Origin of the sequence: Lacrimispora xylanisolvens (genome assembly GCF_002934545.1) — a bacterium.
Classification (GTDB): Bacteria; Bacillota; Clostridia; order Lachnospirales; family Lachnospiraceae; genus Lacrimispora; species Lacrimispora xylanisolvens.
This window is the reverse complement of the sequence record NZ_PTJA01000008.1, coordinates 15,417-35,496: the sequence shown is the minus strand read 5'-3', so window position 1 is coordinate 35,496 and position 20,080 is coordinate 15,417. Positions and strand designations below refer to the sequence as shown.

Genomic DNA, 20,080 nt, shown 5'->3' with positions numbered 1-20,080 from the left:
GATGGATAAGAAGAAAACAGTTAATATAAACATGAAGCAGTATGGTATGATTCTGGCTCTAATCGTGGTTTTCTTAATCTTTGCTGCAATGACCGGCGGTAAAAATATGTCACCGGCAAACATTAACAATTTAATCATGCAGAACAGCTATATTGTAATTCTGGCGGTAGGCATGCTTCTCTGCGTTCTCACCGGTAACATTGATCTGGGGGTCGGCTCCATTGTTGCCGTATGCGGAGCAGTTGTAGGAATTATGATTGTAGACTATAAAACCAGCATGTGGGTTGCAATACTGGCGGCTCTTGCCATTGGTACCCTTTCCGGTATGTTTGTTGGATTTTTTGTTTCCAAGCTTTCCATACCTCCCTTTATCGTTACACTTGCAACCATGCTTATGGGGCGCGGGCTTACCTATACCCTTTTAAAGGCACAGACCAAAGGTCCTCTTCCGGCAAATTATACGTACATAGGCGCAGGCTTTCTTCCAACCGTTAAAATACCCTTTGGCGGTGGAACACTGGATCTGATATCCATAGGAGCAGCGCTCATCGCATTTGCCTTTATTATCATATCGGAGATCAGTAGTATAAAAACAAAAAAGAAATACGATTTTCCGGTCAATCCATTGTGGCAGACAATTGTCAAAGTGGGTGTAATTATGATAATTGTATGGTTTTTCTTCTATAAACTGGCACGTTACAACGGAATCCCATTTGTTCTCGTCATTATGGGACTTCTGGTTGCCCTTTACCACTTTATTACCAGCAAGACTGTAGCAGGAAGGCAGATCTATGCATTGGGCGGAAATGCCAAAGCGGCCCGTCTGTCCGGTATTAACACAGAAAAAGTATTTTTCTGGGTGTATACCAACATGGGAATTATGTGTGCAATTGCTGGAATTGTGCTTTCTGCACGAAATGCATCAGCAACACCGAAAGCAGGGGATCAGTTTGAAATGGATGCCATTGCATCCTGTTATATTGGAGGTGCTGCCACATCAGGAGGAATTGGAACCATCATAGGAGCGGTAGTCGGAGCATTTATCATGGGAATCTTAAACAACGGAATGTCTCTTTACGGCTGGTCAACGGATATCCAGAAAATCGTAAAAGGAGCTGTATTATTAGGAGCGGTTACGGTTGACTTATTATCCAAAAGAAAAAAATAATCAAAGACAGTAGGAGAGAAGATGCATTCGCAGGAAGCAAAATATATGGCTGTTGTAAACTGGGTCATGGAGCAGATCCAAAACGGGGTGTTCCAAACCGGGGATAAGCTGCCGTCAGAGAACGAACTAAGCCGTGAATTTGAACTCAGCAGGCAGACTGTGCGTCATGCCATTGATGTATTGGAACAGAAAAACATGCTGACCAGAATTCGGGGAAGCGGAACTTATTTAGGAGTGGGTAACCGGGAAGTGAGAAAAGAACGCTACCAGAACATTGCAGTAATCAGTACCTATGTAGACAGCTATATTTTTCCTCCCGTATTAAAAGGGATTGAAAAGACATTGTCAAAAGCAGGCTATACCATGCAGGTGGCATTTACAGGAAACAGAATCGAAAAAGAAGGAGAAATTCTGGATAAGCTGTTAGACAAAGGGTTTATAGACGGGCTGATTGTGGAGCCGGCAAAAAGTGCGCTGCCAAATCCCAATCTGGATTCCTACCGCAGGCTTGCAAAACAGCAGTTGCCCGTCCTGTTTTTTAACAGCAGTTATCCCCAGCTGTCATTTCCCTGTGTAGCACTTCATGATGAACTGGTGACCAAAAAAGCAGTTGAATACCTGATTCATGCAGGGCACAAAAAGATCGGGGGGATCTTTAAATGTGATGACGGACAGGGGCATCTTCGTTATCTGGGGTTTGTAAAGGCAATGAAGCAGGCCGGTATCAGCATAGACAGAAGGGGGATTGTCTGGATTGATTCGGAGAGCCAGAATGATCTGGAAGCCTGGTCAGATTATCTGTTTGACCGGTTAAAAGATTGTACGGCACTGGTCTGTTATAACGATGAGGTAGCTTATCTGCTGTCGGGCATCTGCATGAAGAGGGGGATTCTGATTCCCGAAGATCTATCCCTGGTCAGCATTGATAATTCGGAGCTGGCGTCTCTGGGTGAGGTACCCATTACTTCATTTCCTCACCCCATGGAGGCACTGGGGAAAAAAGCAGCCGAAAACATGATACGCATGATTGAAAATCCCTATTTTAATGGAAATTATCTTTTTGATTCAGAGGCAGTAGAACGGAAATCCGTTCGTGTCAGAGTATAGGAGCATAACATGAGCGAGGACAAAAAGAAGCAGGGTGAGTCACCTGCGCCCATTACTCTGGGTTTAAGACTGGTAGGAGGGGGATATCTGATCTGGCTGGCATTTCAGCTGGTTCCGGAACTTCTTATCTCTTCCGGAATCAGAAATCTGATTCAGCTGGTTTTTATGACTCTGTTTTTTCTTACCGGTTCCATTATGATTATCTGGTCATTAAAAAGACTGCTCTTTAAAGGTCCGGAACAGTCCGGGTCATTTAATGAGGATGAACAGGAACATATATTATAAAATTTAGGATATCTGGAACCGGATTCCAGAAAATTGAATCTGTTTTTACATTTCTTTTACCATACTGTGATTACAGGAGTTCCTGGCAGAAGGTATAATCAGATTTACAGAAACCAGAGTTTCTGAAATTGCAAAGGAGTCCGGTAAATGATAAAAACCTATGTGGTAGATACCAATGTTCTGATTCAGGCACCTTACGCCATCAATTGTTTCGAAGATAACCGTGTAGTTCTTCCTGTCGCTGTACTGGAAGAACTGGATCACTTAAAAAAGGCCGAGGGTGAAACAGGTGCCAATGCAAGAAAGGCCATCAGGCTTTTGGAACAGCTTCGTCATCAGGGAGATTTACTGACAGGAGTAAAACTGGAACATGGAGGAACAATCAGGATTGAAAAAAACTTTGTGGATGTTGTGCTTCCCCCAGATCTTCCCGACGATAAAATGGATAACCGCATTCTCAAGGTATGCAGAGGACTTGAGGGAGAGGTCGTACTGGTAACGAAGGACATATTGCTGCGTATTAAAGCACAGATTATCGGAATCCGGGCGGAGGATTTTACAACCGAGCAGGTATCCGGGCGGGAGGAGCAGTACACAGGAAGAATTGAGGTTTTTGCTCCGGAGGAAAATTTTAAGGATTTTAAGAAAAAGGGAATTTCAGCTGATCGGGTATACATCACCGATGAATCGGGTGCTAAAAGCAGTCCAAAGCTGTTTGAGAATCAGTTTGTAATATTAAAAGCGGATCAGTCAACCAGAAAAACGGTGCTGGGACGAGTAAACGGAGATAAAATAATCCCTCTTGATTACCAGAAAAGCAGGCCCTATGGAGTTGTACCCAGGAATGCAGGCCAGTATTTTGCCCAGGAAGCCCTGATGCAGCCTGCCGAAATAGCGCCGTTAGTCATCATTAAAGGTATGGCTGGGACAGCCAAAACCTTTTACTCTCTTGCAGTAGGGCTTGAAAAGCTTTTAAACAATCCAACCGGAGAATACAGACGGATCATTGTCAGCCGTCCCAATGCCCAGTTTGATTCTGACATTGGATTTCTGCCGGGAGACGAGCAGGAGAAAATCTCTCCGCTGATGAGGCCTGTAATTGACAATCTGGAACAGCTCATTGATTCCAATGAGGAAAAGCGGTATGAAAATGAGGATGAACTATCAGGCAAAATCGAAGAAATATTTGCCAGAGGTCTGATTAAAACAGAGGCGCTGACATTTATCCGGGGGCGATCCATCATTCAGACTTATTTAATTATTGATGAAGCCCAGAATATGACGCCCAATCAGGTCAAGGGAATTATAACCCGTGCAGGAAAAGGAACAAAGATCATACTGCTTGGAGACCCCAATCAGATTGACCGTCCGTTTCTTGATGAACGGACCAACGGACTCAGTTATGCGGCTGAGCATATGAAAGGGAGTTCTCTGTGCTGGCAGATTACCCTGCAGGCAGAGGAATGCGAACGTTCTGTACTGGCAATGGATGCGGTAAAACGATTATAAGATTTTATTGATAAAAAAGGCATGCTGTCTTTCCTGAATCAGGAGGCTGGCGTGCTTTTCTGCTTTATGAAAGAGTTGTATCAATCCCCTGTAATTGTGAATTGACAAACATACTCCGCAGGTTTAAACTAAGATACAGCTTACAAATGCAGACCCAAAAGGAGTTATATATATGAGCACACTTCCAAAAATATCAGAAGCAGAATGGGAAATTATGAAACTTATATGGAAGTCTAACCCCATAACCTCAGAAGAGATCATTAACCTGCTATCTGGCAGAATGATGTGGTCAGCACAGACAATAAAAACCTTTATAACAAGACTGATCAAAAAAGAAGTAATTGGATTTGAAAAGAAGGGCAGAGTTTATTACTACTATCCTTTGCTCTCGGAAGAAGAGTGCATCAGATCTGAGAATGAATCCTTCTTAAAAAAGGTTTATGACGGGGCTTTGAATATGCTTTTTACCAAGTTTCTGGAAGAAGAGCTGTCTATGGATCAGATTGAAGAACTGGAACGTATTCTGAAAGATAAAAAAGAAAAGAGAATATCTGACAACCGGGAAGAACATAAGTGATTAATTTCTTAAAAGACACAAAAGCAGATAAGTTCAGACGATCAAAGCGTCTGTTCTTATCTGCTTTTTCTATTACATAGTAGTTTCTATAAACTAGTTGATTTTGGAAGGCTGAAGATAAACTCAGATCCAACCCCTTCTGTGCTGACTACATCAATGTTTTCTCCGTGAGACTGAATGATTTCCCGGACAATTGCAAGTCCCAGTCCGGTTCCTTTCTTGTCCTTTCCTCTGGACAGATCAGTCTTGTAAAAACGTTCCCATATCTTTTTAATGCTGTCCTTTGGAATTCCGATTCCTGTATCTTTTACGGAGATAAAGATTTTTTCATACTTGCCGGAAGCCTGTATATATATGGTGGAATCCGTATGGCTGAATTTAATTGCATTATCAATAAGATTATAAAGGACCTGCTGGATCTTGCCAAGGTCTGCGTGAACCATCTGAATGCTGTCAGAGAAAGTCAGGTCAAATGTAATGTTTTTTGTATTGCAGGTTCCTTCTAAGGAAGCAGCCGTATCTTTAATTACCCGGTTGATATCAAAATTCGTCCGGTTTAAATACCCTTTACAGTCAAGGGAATTAAGGGTGAGCATGCCCTGTGTCAGCTTATTGAGCCGTTCTGTCTCAGATATCACACGGTTTAAATACTTCTCATGCATCTGGGGCGGTATGGTGCCGTCTAAGATCGCCTCTAAGTATCCCTTGATGGAAGTGAGGGGGGAACGGAAATCGTGTGACACATTGGCGATAAAGGTCCGCTGGTATTCCTCCATCTTATTGATCTCATCGGACATATAATTTAAAGTGGCTGCCAGATATCCCATTTCATCCCTTGTATTCACATCAATGTGATGAGTCAGATTACCCTGTGCATATTCGTTGGCTCCGGCTGTAATCTTTTTCAGGGGGATATAAACATTTTTTGTAAAAACCAGTAAAATAATCAGAGAAAAACCGAATACTACCGCTGAGGTAATATATACGATGTTTAAGATACCGTTTCTCTGGGACTGTAAATAGGATATGGGAAGATGAATTACCACATACCCATGGGTGGTATAGTTCCCTGTGATGGGAGCATGTACACTTAATACATCGTAAGGAAACTCGTTGTAGTAATTGCCGATGGTATAGGATTTATTCCCCATAATGGTAGGGTCGAAGTTCTCTATCATATCTCCATCCTTACCTGGCTGCTGGCTGTCGGATACGATCTTGCCCTGGCGGTCCACAATCCAGATGCGGGCGTGGAGATAATCCGCTTCATTTACAAGACCAGGATAGGAAGAGGAAAGTTTCATATCTTTTCCGTGATACATGCTGCTAAAGGATGAGGCAATCTGGTTGGCTTCGTCATACAGACATTCTGACTGCTGGCCAAGGAGATACTGGTCGGTAATCCTGGAAGAGAAGGATGCAATGGTGACAAAACCCAGCAAACCGAAGAGCAGATATCCCATAATAAATTTGTAATATAAAGAGTGTGTCATTTTATGTTCCCCTCAAAAAATAGCGTTTTATATAAATGTGTAGTTATATATCTTCGAGTATCTCATGCAACAAGTATACATCTTTTTATTATTCATGTCATTCCCTATTTTCATTTGTCTGAATGGATAATCTTTACTTTAGTATTGTAAGGGTTTTGGATATGTTATAATATTGAAGTATGGAAAATAATGGAGGGGAGGTTGATTGCGTGACAAAATATAAATACACCCATGTTTACCGGCTCTGTACAATTGCATTCTCATCAATAATTCTAATGCTGCATATGGCTTCATTAGGGTTTGTTTATCGTTCTTTAGATATACTTCTAAAGGCAAATGACATAACGTCTAACGAAGTAAAGAAATTAATGCTCTCGCAAGCTGATAATATGAAAAGATATTCAGGCTATTTTACAAATAGTTTTTTCATATCCTGTTACATATTCTTTATTTTTACCGGAGTTGTACTGCTGTTAAGAAAAATCAAATTAAAAGACCTTTTGATTGGTGATTTAATATTTTATAACATTCAGGTTGTAGGTATTGGGGTTTTTATACAGTTATTTAATGTTTATGGTTTAACAGAAGGGTATGGCAGACTAAGAACCATTTTCAGGCATGAGCTATTATGGCTTATTATTATTGTTCCAATCATGATTCGCTTATTATATGATATAGTTAAAAATCATAACAACTCACTCAGGAAAAATGAAAGTTAAGTGAAACTTAAAAGAGGGGCTGCCGTAAAATGCAGGATTCATTCGGAAATGGTTTCTGGTCTACTGACCAGCACCAGATCTATTATGAAAACTCATTTTACGACAGCCTCTTATAAATTACCTGATTATCTTTTAACCTCAAACTTATACCCGATCCCCCACACCGTGGAGAGTGACCAGCCGGAATGATCCTTTATCTTTTCCCTCAGACGCTTAATATGAACGTCCACGGTTCTGGTGTCGCCGATATACTCATACCCCCAGATATGGTCCAAAAGCTGTTCTCTGGTAAATACCTGGTTGGGAGAGGAAGCAAGAAAATAGAGAAGCTCCAGCTCCTTTGGCGGCATTTCAATGGAATGTCCCATATAAATGACAGAGTAGTTGGTTAAGTTGACAATCAGGTCTGGATATTCCACATAGTCACCCTGCTGATCCGTATGAGAAGACGCAGCAGCAGGAGAAGTCTGATACCGCCTTAAAACTGCCTTAACCCGCGCCACAAGCTCTTTGGAATCAAACGGTTTGATCATATAATCATCAGCGCCAAGCTCCAGACCCAGGACTTTGTCAAAGACCTCGCCTTTTGCAGACAGCATGATAATGGGCACCTGGGATCCGGTGCGAAGCTCTCTGCAGACCTGATAGCCGTCCATGCCCGGAAGCATTAAATCCAGGAGAACCAGATTGGGTTTAAATTCAGGAAAAACCCGAAGCGCTTCTTCTCCGTCCCCCACGATTTCTGTTTCATAACATTCCTTTAAAAGATATAGGGAAATGAGTTCTGCGATATTGCTGTCATCGTCCACAATTAAAATCCGCTGTTTTTCTGCCATAATGGATCCCCCGTTCTAATATTTATTTAAATGAGACAATGGTCACTCCGGAATCACCTTCACCGAAGACGCCAAGCCGGAATTCTTTTACATATTTTAATCTCTTTAAATGCTTATGCACTGCATTCTTTAAAGCACCGGTACCGCGTCCGTGGACCACCCGCACCTGGGGAAGATGGGCAAGATAAGCGTCGTCTAAATATTTGTCCAGCTGAGGGATTGCCTCATCTGTGGTCATGCCGATTAAATTAATTTCAGGTGAAATGGAGAAGGATTTGGACATACGGGTAGAACTGCTTCCGCTTCCTGCCTTTTTTGCCCGGTTTTCTGACGGTGCAGAAACGGAATCATCATAAAGGAGCTCTAAGTCTGATATGTTAACCAGTGACCGCAAAATCCCCATCTGAACGTATAAATCGCCTTTGGCATTGGGAAGGGAGTTTACAGTTCCGTTTAAGTTCATGCTTAAGACCTTTACCCCGTCTCCCAGCTTCAGCTTTTTCGGGTCAATTCCCTTTTTCGGATTTTTCTGTTCTCTCTTTAAAGACAGGGAAGAGTCCACATCCTGAAGCTTGTTTCTTAACCGGCTTCGCTCTGCTTCCAGCTCTTTGCTCACTCCGGATTCGCTTGCCAGCTTATTGATCTGACGTATGGTAGAATCTGCGGTATCCTTGGCATCCCGTAAGATTCTCTGTGCCTCTTCTCTGGCGTCTTTTATCATCTTATCCCGGCGCTCGTCAAGACGCTCCTCTTTCTGGGTCAGGCGGGCTTTCAGCTGTTCCACTTCCAGCTTATAGGAGGCAATCTGAATTCTCTCTTTTTCAATGGTAACCCTGTTTTCTTCCAGATGCGTCAGAAGATCCTCAAAGGTTTCATCCTTTGCTTCCAGATGGTTTTTAGCCTCATCGATAATATAATCCGGGAGTCCCAGCTTCTTCGAGATGGCAAAGGCATTACTTTTTCCCGGAACGCCGATGAGGATCCGGTAGGTGGGCTGCAGCGTTTCCACATTGAATTCGCAGCAGGCATTCTCCACACCAGGTGTAGTAAGGGCAAAGACCTTTAATTCACTGTAATGAGTGGTTGCCATAGTGCGGCATTTCATATTGTGAAGGAAGGAAAGGATGGAGATTGCCAGGGCAGCTCCTTCTGTAGGATCTGTACCTGCTCCAAGCTCATCAAATAAGCAGAGAGAGTTGCTGTCTGCCTGATTTAAAATCTGCACAATGTTTGTCATATGAGACGAGAAGGTACTAAGGCTCTGTTCAATACTCTGTTCATCACCGATGTCAGCAAACACTTCATCAAATACGGATAGCTCAGAACCGTCAAATGCCGGAATGTGAAGACCGGACTGCCCCATCAGGGTAAACAGTCCTACTGTTTTTAATGATACCGTCTTACCGCCTGTGTTTGGACCTGTGACTATTAAAAGGTCAAAGGTTTTTCCTAAATGAATGTTAATGGGAACAACCTTTTTGGGGTCCAGCAGGGGATGACGGCCGTCTTTAATATGAATTTCATGTTTGGTGTTAAAAATTGGCTCACTGGCGTTGTAATGTTTGGCCAGTGCTGCTTTGGCGAAAATAAAATCCAGTCTGGTAAGAGTATGGAAGTTGGTCTCCAGTTCTTCTAAATAAGGTGCCAGCTGGTTGCTTAAATCTGCCAGAATCATCTCGATTTCTTTTTGTTCCTGAATCTCCAGAGCTCTTAAATCATTATTCAGCTTTACAATTGCCATAGGCTCAATAAATAAAGTGGAGCCGGTAGAGGACTGGTCATGAACCATTCCGGTTACCTGGGATTTGTGCTCCGCTTTTACCGGGAGACAATATCTTCCATCCCGCATGGTAATAACGGCATCCTGTAAATAAGAACGGTTGGAATTTAAAATGGAGTTCATCTGTGTGTGAATCTTATCATTAATAGAACGCATGGAACGTCTGACATGGTGAAGGCCAGGGCTGGCATCATCACTTACTTCTTCCTCAGAAATGATACAGCGCTTGATCTCGTTGTTAACCGGAGTCAATGGCTCCAGAATGCGGAAAAATTCTTCCAGAGAATCTTCGGAAATCTCCTGATCCTCATGGCGGCCGTATGCCTTTGCTTTTGTGGATGCGGTAAGAAGGGAGCTGATGGATAAAATCTCAATGATTCCAAGAGAACTTCCCACCTCCAGACGTTTTAAGGAAGCCCGGATATCTTTCACACCCCCAAATGAAATTCCGCCTTTTTGCCGGACTCTTGTGACTGCATCGGTGGTTTCCCTTAAGGAGGTGGTTATTTCCTCATAATCGGTGGAAGGCACCAGTTTGCGGCACAGTTCTTTTCCGGATTCACAGGATGCATATTCAATGAGCTGTTCAATTATTTTATAGTATTCTAAAGTTTTCAGTGCTTTTTGATTCATAAGTTTATACCTTAATTATTCTGCTTTCTTTCTGGATATTTAACCGGCGTGAGAACCGGCTCTTGAATAATGGGATCGGTTACAGTATAGCATAGGAGAGACAAAAACTGCAATCCTCAGGTGATTGTTTTTCCCTGTTATTATGGTTGTTTCATATGTTTTTCTTGCATTAAACCGGGAAGAACCTTATAATAGTACTTAGGTCTTCTGAAAAGGAGGGTAAGTATGCCGGAAAATAACGGGCCAGACGATAGAAAGGCGGAGCCGCGCCGTTTTATCAATGAAAAGATTGTAAAACAGCCCATGTCAAAAAAGGATATGCTGAAAAGATTTCTGGGTCTTTTAGTGACTGCAGTTATTTTCGGAATGGTTGCGGCGGTTACATTTGTCATATCCAAACCTGTAGCTGAGAGATTACTTGTGGGAGAATCCACCGGTGAGACGACTCCGGTGACCATACCAAAGGATGAGCCTGAGACCGTTACTTCTGTTGCTGAAACTTCTACAACTGCGGCTGAGACAGAACCAATCGAGGATATTCTTAAGTCCGCTATGGAAAAGTATCCATTTTCCGTAGATGATTTAAGCACTCTTTACGGAAGCTTAAAATCTGTGGTTCAAAAGGCGGACAAGGGGATCGTTACGGTTCACTCCGTAAAGACTCAGACGGACTGGTTTAATAACCCGGTTGAGAACTCCGGACTTTTTTCCGGGGTTATCATTTCATCTGCTAATCAGGAGCTTCTCATTTTAACACCGGAAGGTGCAGTTGAGGATGCAGAAGCCATTCGTGTGGCTTTTTCCGACGGGACAGAGGTTCAGGGGAAGATTAAACAGACAGATAAGCTGTCTGGTATGGCGATTGTCAGTGTTTCCACAGCGGAACTTAGCAGAACCCAGCTGGAAGATATTAAAGCGATTGAACTTGGCAACTCTTATTCGGTTAAGCAGGGGGACATTGTAGTTGCAATCGGCGGACCTGCAGGAATGGTTCATTCAACTGGATATGGTTTTATTTCTTTTATAACCAAGAATGTTCAGATCATTGACGGAATGACCAGAATTTTGTATACCGACGTCAGAGGGAATGCCGGAGTGGGAACGTTTCTTATGAATACGTCCGGTCAGATTATTGGCTGGGTGACGGATCAATATAAAAACGACAGCAGTAAAGATATGACCGCAGCCATGGCCATATCCGATTACAAGAGTATTCTGGAAAAAATGAGCAATGGAGCGCCATTCCCCTACTTTGGAATCAAAGGACAGGAAGTAAGCTCAGCCATGAACACCAGCGGTATGCCTCTGGGAGTCTATGTAGTGGAAGTGAATACAGACAGCCCTGCTTACAATACAGGAATACAGAGCGGTGATATTATCACTGAGATGGGCGGAGCAACCATTGTTACCATGAAGGATTTTCAGGTGGTTTTGGAAAAATCAAGTCCGGGACAGATCATTCCTGTGACTGTATCCCGCAATGGCCGGGAAGAATATAAAAAGATACAATATCAGGTAACCATCGGAGCCAGGTAACTATCCTGGCTTCCTTGTTGCTGTCAGTGAGATATGGAGGAAAAAAATGAAGTATATCGAATCATTCCGGGAAGGAATGCATGTTTCTGATGTGTTTTTGTGCAAAAACAGGCAGATTTCCCTGACAAAGTCAGGAAAGGAGTACGGCAACCTGATACTTCAGGATAAAACCGGCACTGTGGATGCAAAAATTTGGGATTTGGGATCCCCGGGTATCGGAAACTTTGAGACTCTGGATTATGTATACATAGATGCAGATGTTACGGTGTTCCAGAATTCCAATCAGCTGAATATTAAGAGAATCAGAAAAGCGGAAGAAGGAGAATATATCCCTGGGGATTATCTTCCTGTTTCCGGTAAAGATATAAAAGTGATGTTTGAAGAGCTGACAGGCTTTATCCGTTCTGTAAAAAGTCCTTATTACCGGGCTCTTTTAGAAAGCTTTTTCATAGAGGATCCTGCATTTGCCAAGGCATTCCAGTTCCATTCTGCAGCAAAGAGCGTACACCATGGATTTGTAGGCGGACTGCTGGAACATACCCTGAGTGTGGTAAAGCTCTGTGACTATTATGCAGGTTATTATCCTATGATTAACCGGGATCTTTTGCTTACTGCAGCCATGTTTCATGACATCGGCAAGACAAAAGAACTTTCCACATTTCCGGAGAATGATTACACCGACGACGGGCAGCTTCTTGGACATATCATTATCGGAACTGAGATGATAGGAGAGAGAATCCGCACCATTCCCGGATTTCCGGAGAAGTCCGCTACCGAATTAAAGCATTGTATTCTGGCCCATCATGGAGAACTGGAATACGGTTCCCCGAAGAAACCGGCTCTGATTGAGGCACTGGCTCTTAATTTTGCAGATAACACAGATGCAAAGATGGAGACCATGATTGAAGTGCTGAGAGCGGCCGGGGATAATAATGGCTGGCTGGGCTTTAACCGGCTGATGGATACAAATATCAGAAAGACTACAAACGAAATCTAAATGATAAGGTGCTTAAGGAGGCTGTTTTCCTTAGCACCTTTTTTACTTAAAATATAATATTGGGAATTTTAGAATTTCTTTCGTTTTCTGTGACAATCATTTTAAGAATGGTATTTTATCCTAAGAATATAGAGAAATAATCAGAGTGAGGTATAATAAATGCAGGGAACGCTGGGAGAAATCGGCGGATTATCATAGATAAGGAGAGATCACATGGACGCAAACCACATCTTATTAGTTGAAGATGACAAAGAAATCAGGCAGGGAGTGGAAATATACTTAAGAAGTCAGGGATACGAAGTGTTTCAGGCGGCAGACGGAGTGGAGGGTTTAAAGATTCTGGAGCAGGAGGAGATCCATCTGGCTATTGTTGACGTCATGATGCCTCGTATGGATGGAATTACCATGACTGTGAAGCTGCGGGAAAAACATGATTTTCCGGTGATTATTCTGTCCGCCAAATCAGAAGAGGTGGATAAAATTATGGGACTTAATATTGGTGCAGATGACTATGTTGCAAAACCATTTACCCCCATGGAGCTTCTTGCCAGAGTAAATTCCCAGTTGAGACGGTACAGAAAGTATATGGATATGCTGGAAGCAAAGGAACAAAAAGAAAAAAGCAACGTCTATTCCATTGGAGGTCTGGAATTAAATGAAGACACGGTGGAGGTTACCGTAGATGAAAAGCTGGTAAAGCTGACACCCATAGAATTTAAAATCCTTGCGCTTCTTATGAAAAATCCTGGAAGGGTATTTTCTGCGGAAGAAATTTATGAAAGAGTATGGAATGAACGGGCAATTAATACCGATACCATTATGGTGCACATAAGGAAAATCCGGGAAAAGATTGAATTAAATCCGAAGGAACCGAAATATTTGAAGGTGGTGTGGGGAGTTGGATATAAAATTGAAAAACAGGCATAGAATCAGCGGGTTACTGGCCGCGGCAGTTATTCTTGCCGCAGCATTTGCAATGGTGGAACTTTATCCGTACTTTGAAAATGAGTCTTCCAGAAATGGGGCTCCAATCTACGAAGAGAGTGCTTTTTTAAAACATCTTGTGAACGGCAATTACGTTTTGGCATTGGAGGATGCACAGAAAGAGCAGAATAAAATTCTTTCCCCCTTTCAATATTTTCTACCAGATGCTGAAGCAGAACTAAAAGCCGCAAGCAGCGATGGAAGCGAAAGGAGCACAGTCACTGAATTATCCGGATCAACTTCATCAAATATTCAGATAACCAAAGAGGAAGGAGACGGAGAGGACGAAAGAACAGAATATTTAAGGGGTCTTCGCAAAAACAGCATCCGGGAATTTGAAAACTGGAACCGGAATTTTGGGAATATCCGCAACTCCATTGATTATCAGATGATAGATGAAAACGGCAAAGTGATCCTGGATCATGCAGAGGGACGGTTTATACCCAATAACAGTTATTATGTATTTCAGGCAGTTTTACATTATGATGAACTTGGGCGCATGGATATCAGCTGTGTGAGAGGGGAAAATACAGCTTATTTACTTAATACACTTCAGGATTTTGGAGATAAGGATCCTATGGAGAGTTATTATGATGACTATTTCCAGAGTGGTAATATAAAACTGTCCAATCCACGGAATATGACATTTGCCTATGGTATGTCAGAGCAGCAGATTGCATCATTTAAAGATACCAGTGGGAATATCTGGACTGCTTATGAAAACTCCGGGAGTGTCACCCGTATCTTTATCGGACTGGTATGCGCCGTAGCCGCTTTTGCGTTTCTGTTTTCCTGTATGGATGTGAATATGGCTGATAGAATTGCTATTTTAAGAACCCCGTTGGAGCTGGTGGTTGGAATCGTAGCCGGCTCGGTTGCCTTTGGCGCAGGACTAACAAGTCTGGTTGCAGTGACAAACCGGGGTGATTTATACAGTGCGCTGTTACGTGCCAATTTTATTCCTAAAGCAGCAGATATTATGGTTAAGCTTTGGAATCTCCTCTGGTGGGCAGTACCTTTTGCTGTGATTTACTGGGCAGTCCTGTGTATGAGAGACGTGTTTCACATTGGTATCAAACGTTATTTTAAGGAGAGGACCTTATGCGGGCTATTCTGTGGCTGGGTAGTAAACAGCCTGAAAAAATTATATCGATATCTGGGAAACATTAATTTACAGGAAAAATCAGACCGTACAATCTTTAAAATTGCAGCTGTAAATTTTATTGTACTTACCATTTTGTGCAGTCTTTGGTTTTTGGGTATCGGAGCATTATTCCTTTACTCGATTATTCTGTTTTTCGTGATGAGAAAATATTATCTTGATTTAAGCAGAAAATACAACGTGCTGTTGAAAGCTACCAATCAGATAGCGGAAGGAAATTTAGAGGTTGTAATTGAAGAAGATTTAGGTGTATTTGAACCATTTAAAATAGAAATACAAAAGATTCAGAGCGGTCTTAAGGGAGTGGTTGATGAAGAAGTCAAAAGCCAGAAGTTAAAGACGGATTTAATCAGCAATATGTCTCACGATTTAAAAACACCCCTTACTGCCATCATAACCTATGTAAATTTATTAAAGGATGATCATGCAACTCCGGAACAGCGCAAAGCCTATATCGATATTCTGGAACAGAAATCCATGCGGTTAAAAGCGCTGATAGAAGATTTATTTGAGATCAGCAAGGCAAACAGCAACAATGTAACTCTGGATCTGGAGGATGTTGATATTGTCAGTCTGTTAAAAGAGGTTAGTTTTGAACTTAGCGATAAGATTGAGGAATCCACCATTGATTTTCGCTGGAATCTGCCTGACGAGAAGATTATTCTGTCTCTGGACAGTCAGAAGACGTACCGGATTTTTGATAACCTGCTGACCAACATTATCAAATATGCCATGCCAGGAACCCGGGCTTACATTGATATGAGAAAAGAGAATGACTGGGTGGAGATCATATTAAAAAACATATCAGCTGCCGAGCTGACCTTTAATCCTGAGGAGATAACCGAACGTTTTGCCAGAGGAGATCAGGCACGCAATACGGAAGGATCCGGTCTTGGTATGGCAATAGCCAAAAGCTTTGTGGAGCTGCAGAACGGAAAACTCACCGTTGAAACAGAAGCCGATTTATTCCGTGTGACCATACGCTGGCCAATTATGTAAGGATACAATTTTTATAATAAAGAAAAAAATAAAAAAAATTTCCAAAACTTCTTGAAAACCGGAAAGCAACTGTATATACTGAAAGAAAGGTCAGGCTTGACCTGACACATCAGTATAGGGATCCGGAAAGAAAGAGGGGTACGAATATGATAATACAGAGCAGACGCGTATGGATTGCAGGACAGTTTATTCCGGCACAGCTGGAGCTGTCGGATGGAAAGATTTCAGCAGTGAACGGGTATGGAACCCAGCCGGCCGATCATGATTATGGAAATGATCGGATCGTACCGGGATTTATCGATATTCATACTCATGGAGCATATGGCTATGATACCAATGACGGTGAGCCTCAGGGTCTCAGGGACTGGATTAAAAGAATTCCTGAAGAGGGGGTTACTGCACTTTTACCTACAACAGTGACTCAGATGCCCGGAGTTCTGGAAAAAGCAGTATCCAACATAGCCAATGTTGTCAATGATGGTTATGAGGGTGCCGAGATTCTGGGTATTCATTTTGAAGGTCCTTATCTGGACATGAAGTACAAAGGAGCACAGCCTCCGGAAGCCATTGCAAAGCCCTCTGTGGAACAGTTTGAAAGTTATCAGAAGGCAGCAAAAGGAAAGATTAAATATATTACGCTTGCTCCGGAGCGGGACGAAAACTTTGCTCTTACAAAATATTGTAAAAACCATGGCGTAGTGGTGAGTATGGGTCATTCGGCTGCTACGTATGACCAGGCGCTCATGGGAATTGCCAACGGCGCCACCTCCATGACCCATGTCTATAACGGCATGACCCCCTATCATCACCGGGATCCGGGGCTGGTAGGGACGGCTCTCAGAGTACGGGATATTTACGGCGAGATCATCTGCGATGGCTGTCACAGCCACCTGGCAGCTTTAAACAACTATTATACGGCAAAAGGCAGGGACTATGCCATCATGATCAGCGATTCCCTGAGAGCCAAGAACTGTCCGGCAGGGGGCCAGTATCAGCTGGGTGGTCATGATATCGAGGTCAGAGAAAATGGTCTTGCTTATTTAAAGGGAACAGAAACCATTGCAGGTAGTACCTTGAAGATGAACAAGGGCTTAAAACTTCTGGTAGAGGAAGCGATGGTACCTTTTGATTCTGCACTCAATTCCTGTACCATAAATCCTGCAAAGTGTCTGGGAGTGGATGACAGAAAAGGGCGTCTGAATGCCGGATACGATGCGGATCTTGTGGTACTCAGTGATTCCTATGAAGTCATTAAGACCTATTGCAGAGGAGTGGGAATGGTTGATGAGAAAGATGGCCAATCCTAAAAAATTGTTGAAAGTGCACAAAAAACGATCTCTGAATATGTAATGATACACAGTTGTTATAACTTGATGTAATATGTTATACTAGTATTACTATAACGGGATTGTAACTGTACAGCAGGCAACACCTAAATTAGTATGCGTATAGATTTATGCATACTAATTTAGGTGTTTTTTATTTAATAAGGAGGAATCGGAAGATGAATTATCATGTTAAAAAAATATACAACAACAATATTATTTTAGCCGAAGATGATAAAATGTCTGAAGTGATACTCTTAGGAAGAGGAATTGCATTTCAGAAACAGATCGGAGATCTGGCAGACATTGATAAGATTGATAAAAAATTTATATTTGAATCCCCCGAAACCTATTCTAAATATATTTCGTTATTGAAAGAAGTTCCATTAAATCAGGTAGAACTGGCAAATAAAATTATTGAACAGGCACAAATAGAACTTGGCGTCACATTTCACGACAGTATTTATATTGGATTGACAGATCATATCAGCTATACCATTTCCAGATATAAAACAGGACTGACTATAAAAAATGCCTTGCTCTGGGAGATAAAAAATTATTATTCCAAGGAATATGAGGCAGCACGTAATTCACTTGAACTGATCAGGTATTATGAAAAAATCCATCTTTCTGAAGATGAAATTGGATTTATTGCGCTTCATTTTATAAATGCCCAACAGAATGGGGAAGAGATTCAGCAGACAATGGCTGTGGCTGAAATCGAACATGACATACTAAACCTTGTTAAATACCATTATCAGATCGAATTAAACGAGGATACTTTAAACTACAGCCGTTTTGTTACTCACATCCGTTTTTTCGCCAGAAGGCTGTTAAAAAAAGAGATATTTACGTCAGATGATGATTTTCTTTATGATCAGATCGTAACAAAAATGCCTCAGGCAAAGGCGTGTGCGGATAAAGTTAAGGACTATTTCATTAAAAAATATGACATTGCGATTTCCCAGGAGGAAATGATTTATTTCATGCTGCATATCAACCGGGTTGCAGAAAGGGAAAGGAAGGACAGTAAAAGCTAAGGATTTAATAAAAAGGAACGTCGACACCTTTTTATTTCATATAGATATTAGATCACACACAGGAGGATATTATGAATCATTATGAATTGGCAAAAGAAATTTTAGTGCTGGTAGGCGGCAGCGAAAATATTGCGCAGCTGAATAATTGTGCCACCCGCCTGAGAATGAATCTGAAAGATGAATCAAAGATTGATTTAAATAAAATAAAAGAATTAAAAGGTGTGTTGGGAGCTGCAAAGAAATCCGGGCAATATCAGATTATTATAGGCACTGATGTGTCAAATGTCTGTGATGAGATTAGAAAAATGGGTCAGATTACTGAATCATCAGAATCCAATCAAAAAAATGGAAAGCTAGATGCTTTAATGGATATTTTTGCTTCCATTTTCACCCCGGTTATTCCGGCAATTACTGCAGCCGGTATGATAAAGGCAATTCTGGTAATCTGTGTTCTTTTTGGAATGAATAAAGAATCACAGGTTTATACCATATTTAACTTTATAGCAGATGCGGGATTTTACTTTCTACCGGTCATGCTGGCATTTTCTTCCGCGAAGAAGTTGGGCTGCAATCCCTATCTGGCAGTCATGATGGGAGGAATCCTGCTTCACCCCAGTTTTACTAAAATGGTATCTGCAGGCGATCCGGTTTTCTTTTTGGGACTTCCTGTTAAACTGGTTAATTATGGATCCAGTGTAATTCCAATTATACTGGCGGTCTGGCTGATGGTTTATGTAGAACGGTTTGCGGATAAGATTTCACCAAAACCGGTAAAGTTTTTTATGAAACCGACTTTGACCATTTTAATTGTTGCGCCAATCGTATTAATTGTACTGGGACCTCTGGGCTCTTATGTTGGTACAGTCATTGCAACTGTAACCGATTTTCTTAACAGCCGTGTCAGCTGGCTGGTTCCCATGCTCATGGGTGCTTTTATGCCCCTGTTGGTATTAACCGGTATGCATTGGAGTTTTCTTCCTATCTTGATGACATCCTACAGTACTTACGGATATGAAGCTGTTATGGGACCTGGAAGTCTGGTTTCAAACATCTGTCAGGGTGCTGCCGCATTCTGTGTTGCCCTTAAAACAAAAGACAGACAGTTTAAACAGCAGGCATCTTCCGCAGGTATTACCGCATTAATGGGAATTACAGAACCTGCCATGTACGGAGTCACCATCAAATACAGGAAAGTATTGCTTTCAGTTATGCTTGGAGGCGGGGCAGGCGGTTTTTATGCCGGCTTAATGGGAGTCGTACGTTATACATCAGGCACCCCCGGTCTTCTTTCTCTGCCCATTTTTATTGGTGATAATCCAATGAATGTAATACATGCTCTTATTTCCTGTTTGATTGGTTTTTGCATCACGTTTGTATTAACCTGGTTTTATGGATTCAACGAACCGGAGACTGGCGGGGCTGTGGAACTGGATAAAAGCAAAGACACAGACACAGGAAAACAAGTTCCAAAGAGTAAAAAAATCATAATCTATAGTCCCGTTAATGGCAGGAAAGTGAAGCTTTCAAAAGTAAATGATGAGACGTTTGCCAAAGAAATTGCAGGAAAAGGGATGGCAGTAGAGCCGGCAGACGGTAGAATTACGGCTCCGTTTGACGGTGAGGTTGTTACTGTATTCCGGACTAAGCACGTCATTGGACTCAGAAGCAGTGAGGGAGTAGAATTAATGATCCACATTGGTATTGATACGGTGGAGCTGGATGGGAAGTACTTTACTGCTCATGTAGAAGATGGAGATATGGTAAAAGCCGGAGATCTTTTGATGGAATTTGATAAACAGGCGATTGAAGCGGCAGGATACGAAACGGTAGTCCCGGTTATTGTGACCAATACAGGAAGTTATCTGGACATTATTACAAGTGAAGAGGGGGCTGTTGAAAGCGGTCAGCCACTTTTTACAGTACTTTAAGG

General features: G+C 42.0%; 16 protein-coding genes. 13 read left to right on the top strand and 3 right to left on the bottom strand.

From position 1 onward, the window contains the following. Window position 1 precedes the first annotated feature (1 nt). The 5 genes from mmsB (at window position 2) to BXY41_RS15160 (ending at window position 4,646) form a co-directional block, all read left to right on the top strand. Window positions 2-1,168 (top strand): multiple monosaccharide ABC transporter permease, encoded by a 1,167-nt coding sequence (mmsB, locus tag BXY41_RS15180; RefSeq protein ID WP_104437714.1) that lies wholly within the window; start codon window positions 2-4, stop codon window positions 1,166-1,168. A 21-nt stretch (window positions 1,169-1,189) separates the two neighbouring features. Next, entirely contained in the window at window positions 1,190-2,275 is a 1,086-nt protein-coding gene (locus BXY41_RS15175; protein ID WP_104437713.1) for a GntR family transcriptional regulator, read from the top strand. Window positions 2,276-2,284: 9 nt separating this feature from the next. Continuing rightward, complete coding sequence (locus BXY41_RS15170) at window positions 2,285-2,560, top strand: hypothetical protein (RefSeq protein WP_104437712.1); 276 nt, start codon at window positions 2,285-2,287, stop codon at window positions 2,558-2,560. 147 nt (window positions 2,561-2,707) lie between these two features. Further along, window positions 2,708-4,069: a PhoH family protein gene (locus BXY41_RS15165; RefSeq protein WP_104437711.1), complete on the top strand. Its 1,362-nt coding sequence runs from the start codon at window positions 2,708-2,710 to the stop codon at window positions 4,067-4,069. A 172-nt stretch (window positions 4,070-4,241) separates the two neighbouring features. Beyond that, window positions 4,242-4,646, top strand: coding sequence for a BlaI/MecI/CopY family transcriptional regulator (locus BXY41_RS15160; RefSeq protein WP_104437710.1), 405 nt, complete (start codon window positions 4,242-4,244; stop codon window positions 4,644-4,646). A gap of 86 nt (window positions 4,647-4,732) precedes the next feature. Here BXY41_RS15160 and BXY41_RS15155 read toward each other — a convergent pair whose 3' ends face one another. After that, the gene (locus BXY41_RS15155) at window positions 4,733-6,139 is read right to left on the bottom strand and encodes a sensor histidine kinase (protein ID WP_104437709.1); all 1,407 of its coding nucleotides are present in this window, start codon (window positions 6,137-6,139) and stop codon (window positions 4,733-4,735) included. Window positions 6,140-6,348: 209 nt separating this feature from the next. Between BXY41_RS15155 and BXY41_RS15150 the strand changes: the two genes are divergently transcribed. Continuing rightward, window positions 6,349-6,858, top strand: a complete 510-nt coding sequence (locus BXY41_RS15150; protein ID WP_104437708.1) for a hypothetical protein — start codon at window positions 6,349-6,351, stop codon at window positions 6,856-6,858. Window positions 6,859-6,983: 125 nt separating this feature from the next. Here BXY41_RS15150 and BXY41_RS15145 read toward each other — a convergent pair whose 3' ends face one another. Together BXY41_RS15145 and BXY41_RS15140 are read right to left on the bottom strand one after the other, a co-directional pair. Then, on the bottom strand, window positions 6,984-7,694 hold the full coding sequence (locus tag BXY41_RS15145) for a response regulator transcription factor (RefSeq protein WP_104437707.1): 711 nt from the start codon (window positions 7,692-7,694) through the stop codon (window positions 6,984-6,986). Between the two features lie 22 nt (window positions 7,695-7,716). Next, a complete protein-coding gene (locus BXY41_RS15140) occupies window positions 7,717-10,107 on the bottom strand; it encodes an endonuclease MutS2 (RefSeq protein ID WP_104437706.1) in 2,391 nt (796 codons plus the stop codon). A 225-nt stretch (window positions 10,108-10,332) separates the two neighbouring features. Between BXY41_RS15140 and BXY41_RS15135 the strand changes: the two genes are divergently transcribed. From BXY41_RS15135 to BXY41_RS15105, 7 genes are all read left to right on the top strand, one after another. Beyond that, window positions 10,333-11,643 (top strand): S1C family serine protease, encoded by a 1,311-nt coding sequence (locus BXY41_RS15135; protein WP_104437705.1) that lies wholly within the window; start codon window positions 10,333-10,335, stop codon window positions 11,641-11,643. A 46-nt stretch (window positions 11,644-11,689) separates the two neighbouring features. Then, the gene (locus BXY41_RS15130) at window positions 11,690-12,640 is read left to right on the top strand and encodes a 3'-5' exoribonuclease YhaM family protein (protein ID WP_104437704.1); all 951 of its coding nucleotides are present in this window, start codon (window positions 11,690-11,692) and stop codon (window positions 12,638-12,640) included. Between the two features lie 213 nt (window positions 12,641-12,853). Further along, window positions 12,854-13,567 (top strand): response regulator transcription factor, encoded by a 714-nt coding sequence (locus BXY41_RS15125; RefSeq protein ID WP_104437703.1) that lies wholly within the window; start codon window positions 12,854-12,856, stop codon window positions 13,565-13,567. Then, complete coding sequence (locus BXY41_RS15120) at window positions 13,539-15,785, top strand: sensor histidine kinase (protein WP_104437702.1); 2,247 nt, start codon at window positions 13,539-13,541, stop codon at window positions 15,783-15,785. The genes BXY41_RS15125 and BXY41_RS15120 overlap by 29 nt, the downstream gene beginning before the upstream one ends. Before the next feature lie 146 nt (window positions 15,786-15,931). Continuing rightward, the gene (nagA, locus tag BXY41_RS15115; RefSeq protein WP_104437701.1) at window positions 15,932-17,092 is read left to right on the top strand and encodes an N-acetylglucosamine-6-phosphate deacetylase; all 1,161 of its coding nucleotides are present in this window, start codon (window positions 15,932-15,934) and stop codon (window positions 17,090-17,092) included. A 197-nt stretch (window positions 17,093-17,289) separates the two neighbouring features. Next, entirely contained in the window at window positions 17,290-18,150 is an 861-nt protein-coding gene (licT, locus tag BXY41_RS15110; protein ID WP_104437700.1) for a BglG family transcription antiterminator LicT, read from the top strand. A gap of 71 nt (window positions 18,151-18,221) precedes the next feature. Beyond that, window positions 18,222-20,078, top strand: a complete 1,857-nt coding sequence (locus tag BXY41_RS15105; protein WP_104437699.1) for a beta-glucoside-specific PTS transporter subunit IIABC — start codon at window positions 18,222-18,224, stop codon at window positions 20,076-20,078. The last annotated feature ends 2 nt before the right edge of the window (window positions 20,079-20,080 follow it).

Coding starts and splice junctions, on each gene's coding strand:
- mmsB (WP_104437714.1), top strand. CDS start 2: ATGGATAAGAAGAAAACAGTTAATATAAACATGAAGCAGTATGGTATG.
- BXY41_RS15175 (WP_104437713.1), top strand. CDS start 1,190: ATGCATTCGCAGGAAGCAAAATATATGGCTGTTGTAAACTGGGTCATG.
- BXY41_RS15170 (WP_104437712.1), top strand. CDS start 2,285: ATGAGCGAGGACAAAAAGAAGCAGGGTGAGTCACCTGCGCCCATTACT.
- BXY41_RS15165 (WP_104437711.1), top strand. CDS start 2,708: ATGATAAAAACCTATGTGGTAGATACCAATGTTCTGATTCAGGCACCT.
- BXY41_RS15160 (WP_104437710.1), top strand. CDS start 4,242: ATGAGCACACTTCCAAAAATATCAGAAGCAGAATGGGAAATTATGAAA.
- BXY41_RS15155 (WP_104437709.1), bottom strand. CDS start 6,139: ATGACACACTCTTTATATTACAAATTTATTATGGGATATCTGCTCTTC.
- BXY41_RS15145 (WP_104437707.1), bottom strand. CDS start 7,694: ATGGCAGAAAAACAGCGGATTTTAATTGTGGACGATGACAGCAATATC.
- BXY41_RS15140 (WP_104437706.1), bottom strand. CDS start 10,107: ATGAATCAAAAAGCACTGAAAACTTTAGAATACTATAAAATAATTGAA.
- BXY41_RS15135 (WP_104437705.1), top strand. CDS start 10,333: ATGCCGGAAAATAACGGGCCAGACGATAGAAAGGCGGAGCCGCGCCGT.
- BXY41_RS15130 (WP_104437704.1), top strand. CDS start 11,690: ATGAAGTATATCGAATCATTCCGGGAAGGAATGCATGTTTCTGATGTG.
- BXY41_RS15125 (WP_104437703.1), top strand. CDS start 12,854: ATGGACGCAAACCACATCTTATTAGTTGAAGATGACAAAGAAATCAGG.
- nagA (WP_104437701.1), top strand. CDS start 15,932: ATGATAATACAGAGCAGACGCGTATGGATTGCAGGACAGTTTATTCCG.
- licT (WP_104437700.1), top strand. CDS start 17,290: ATGAATTATCATGTTAAAAAAATATACAACAACAATATTATTTTAGCC.
- BXY41_RS15105 (WP_104437699.1), top strand. CDS start 18,222: ATGAATCATTATGAATTGGCAAAAGAAATTTTAGTGCTGGTAGGCGGC.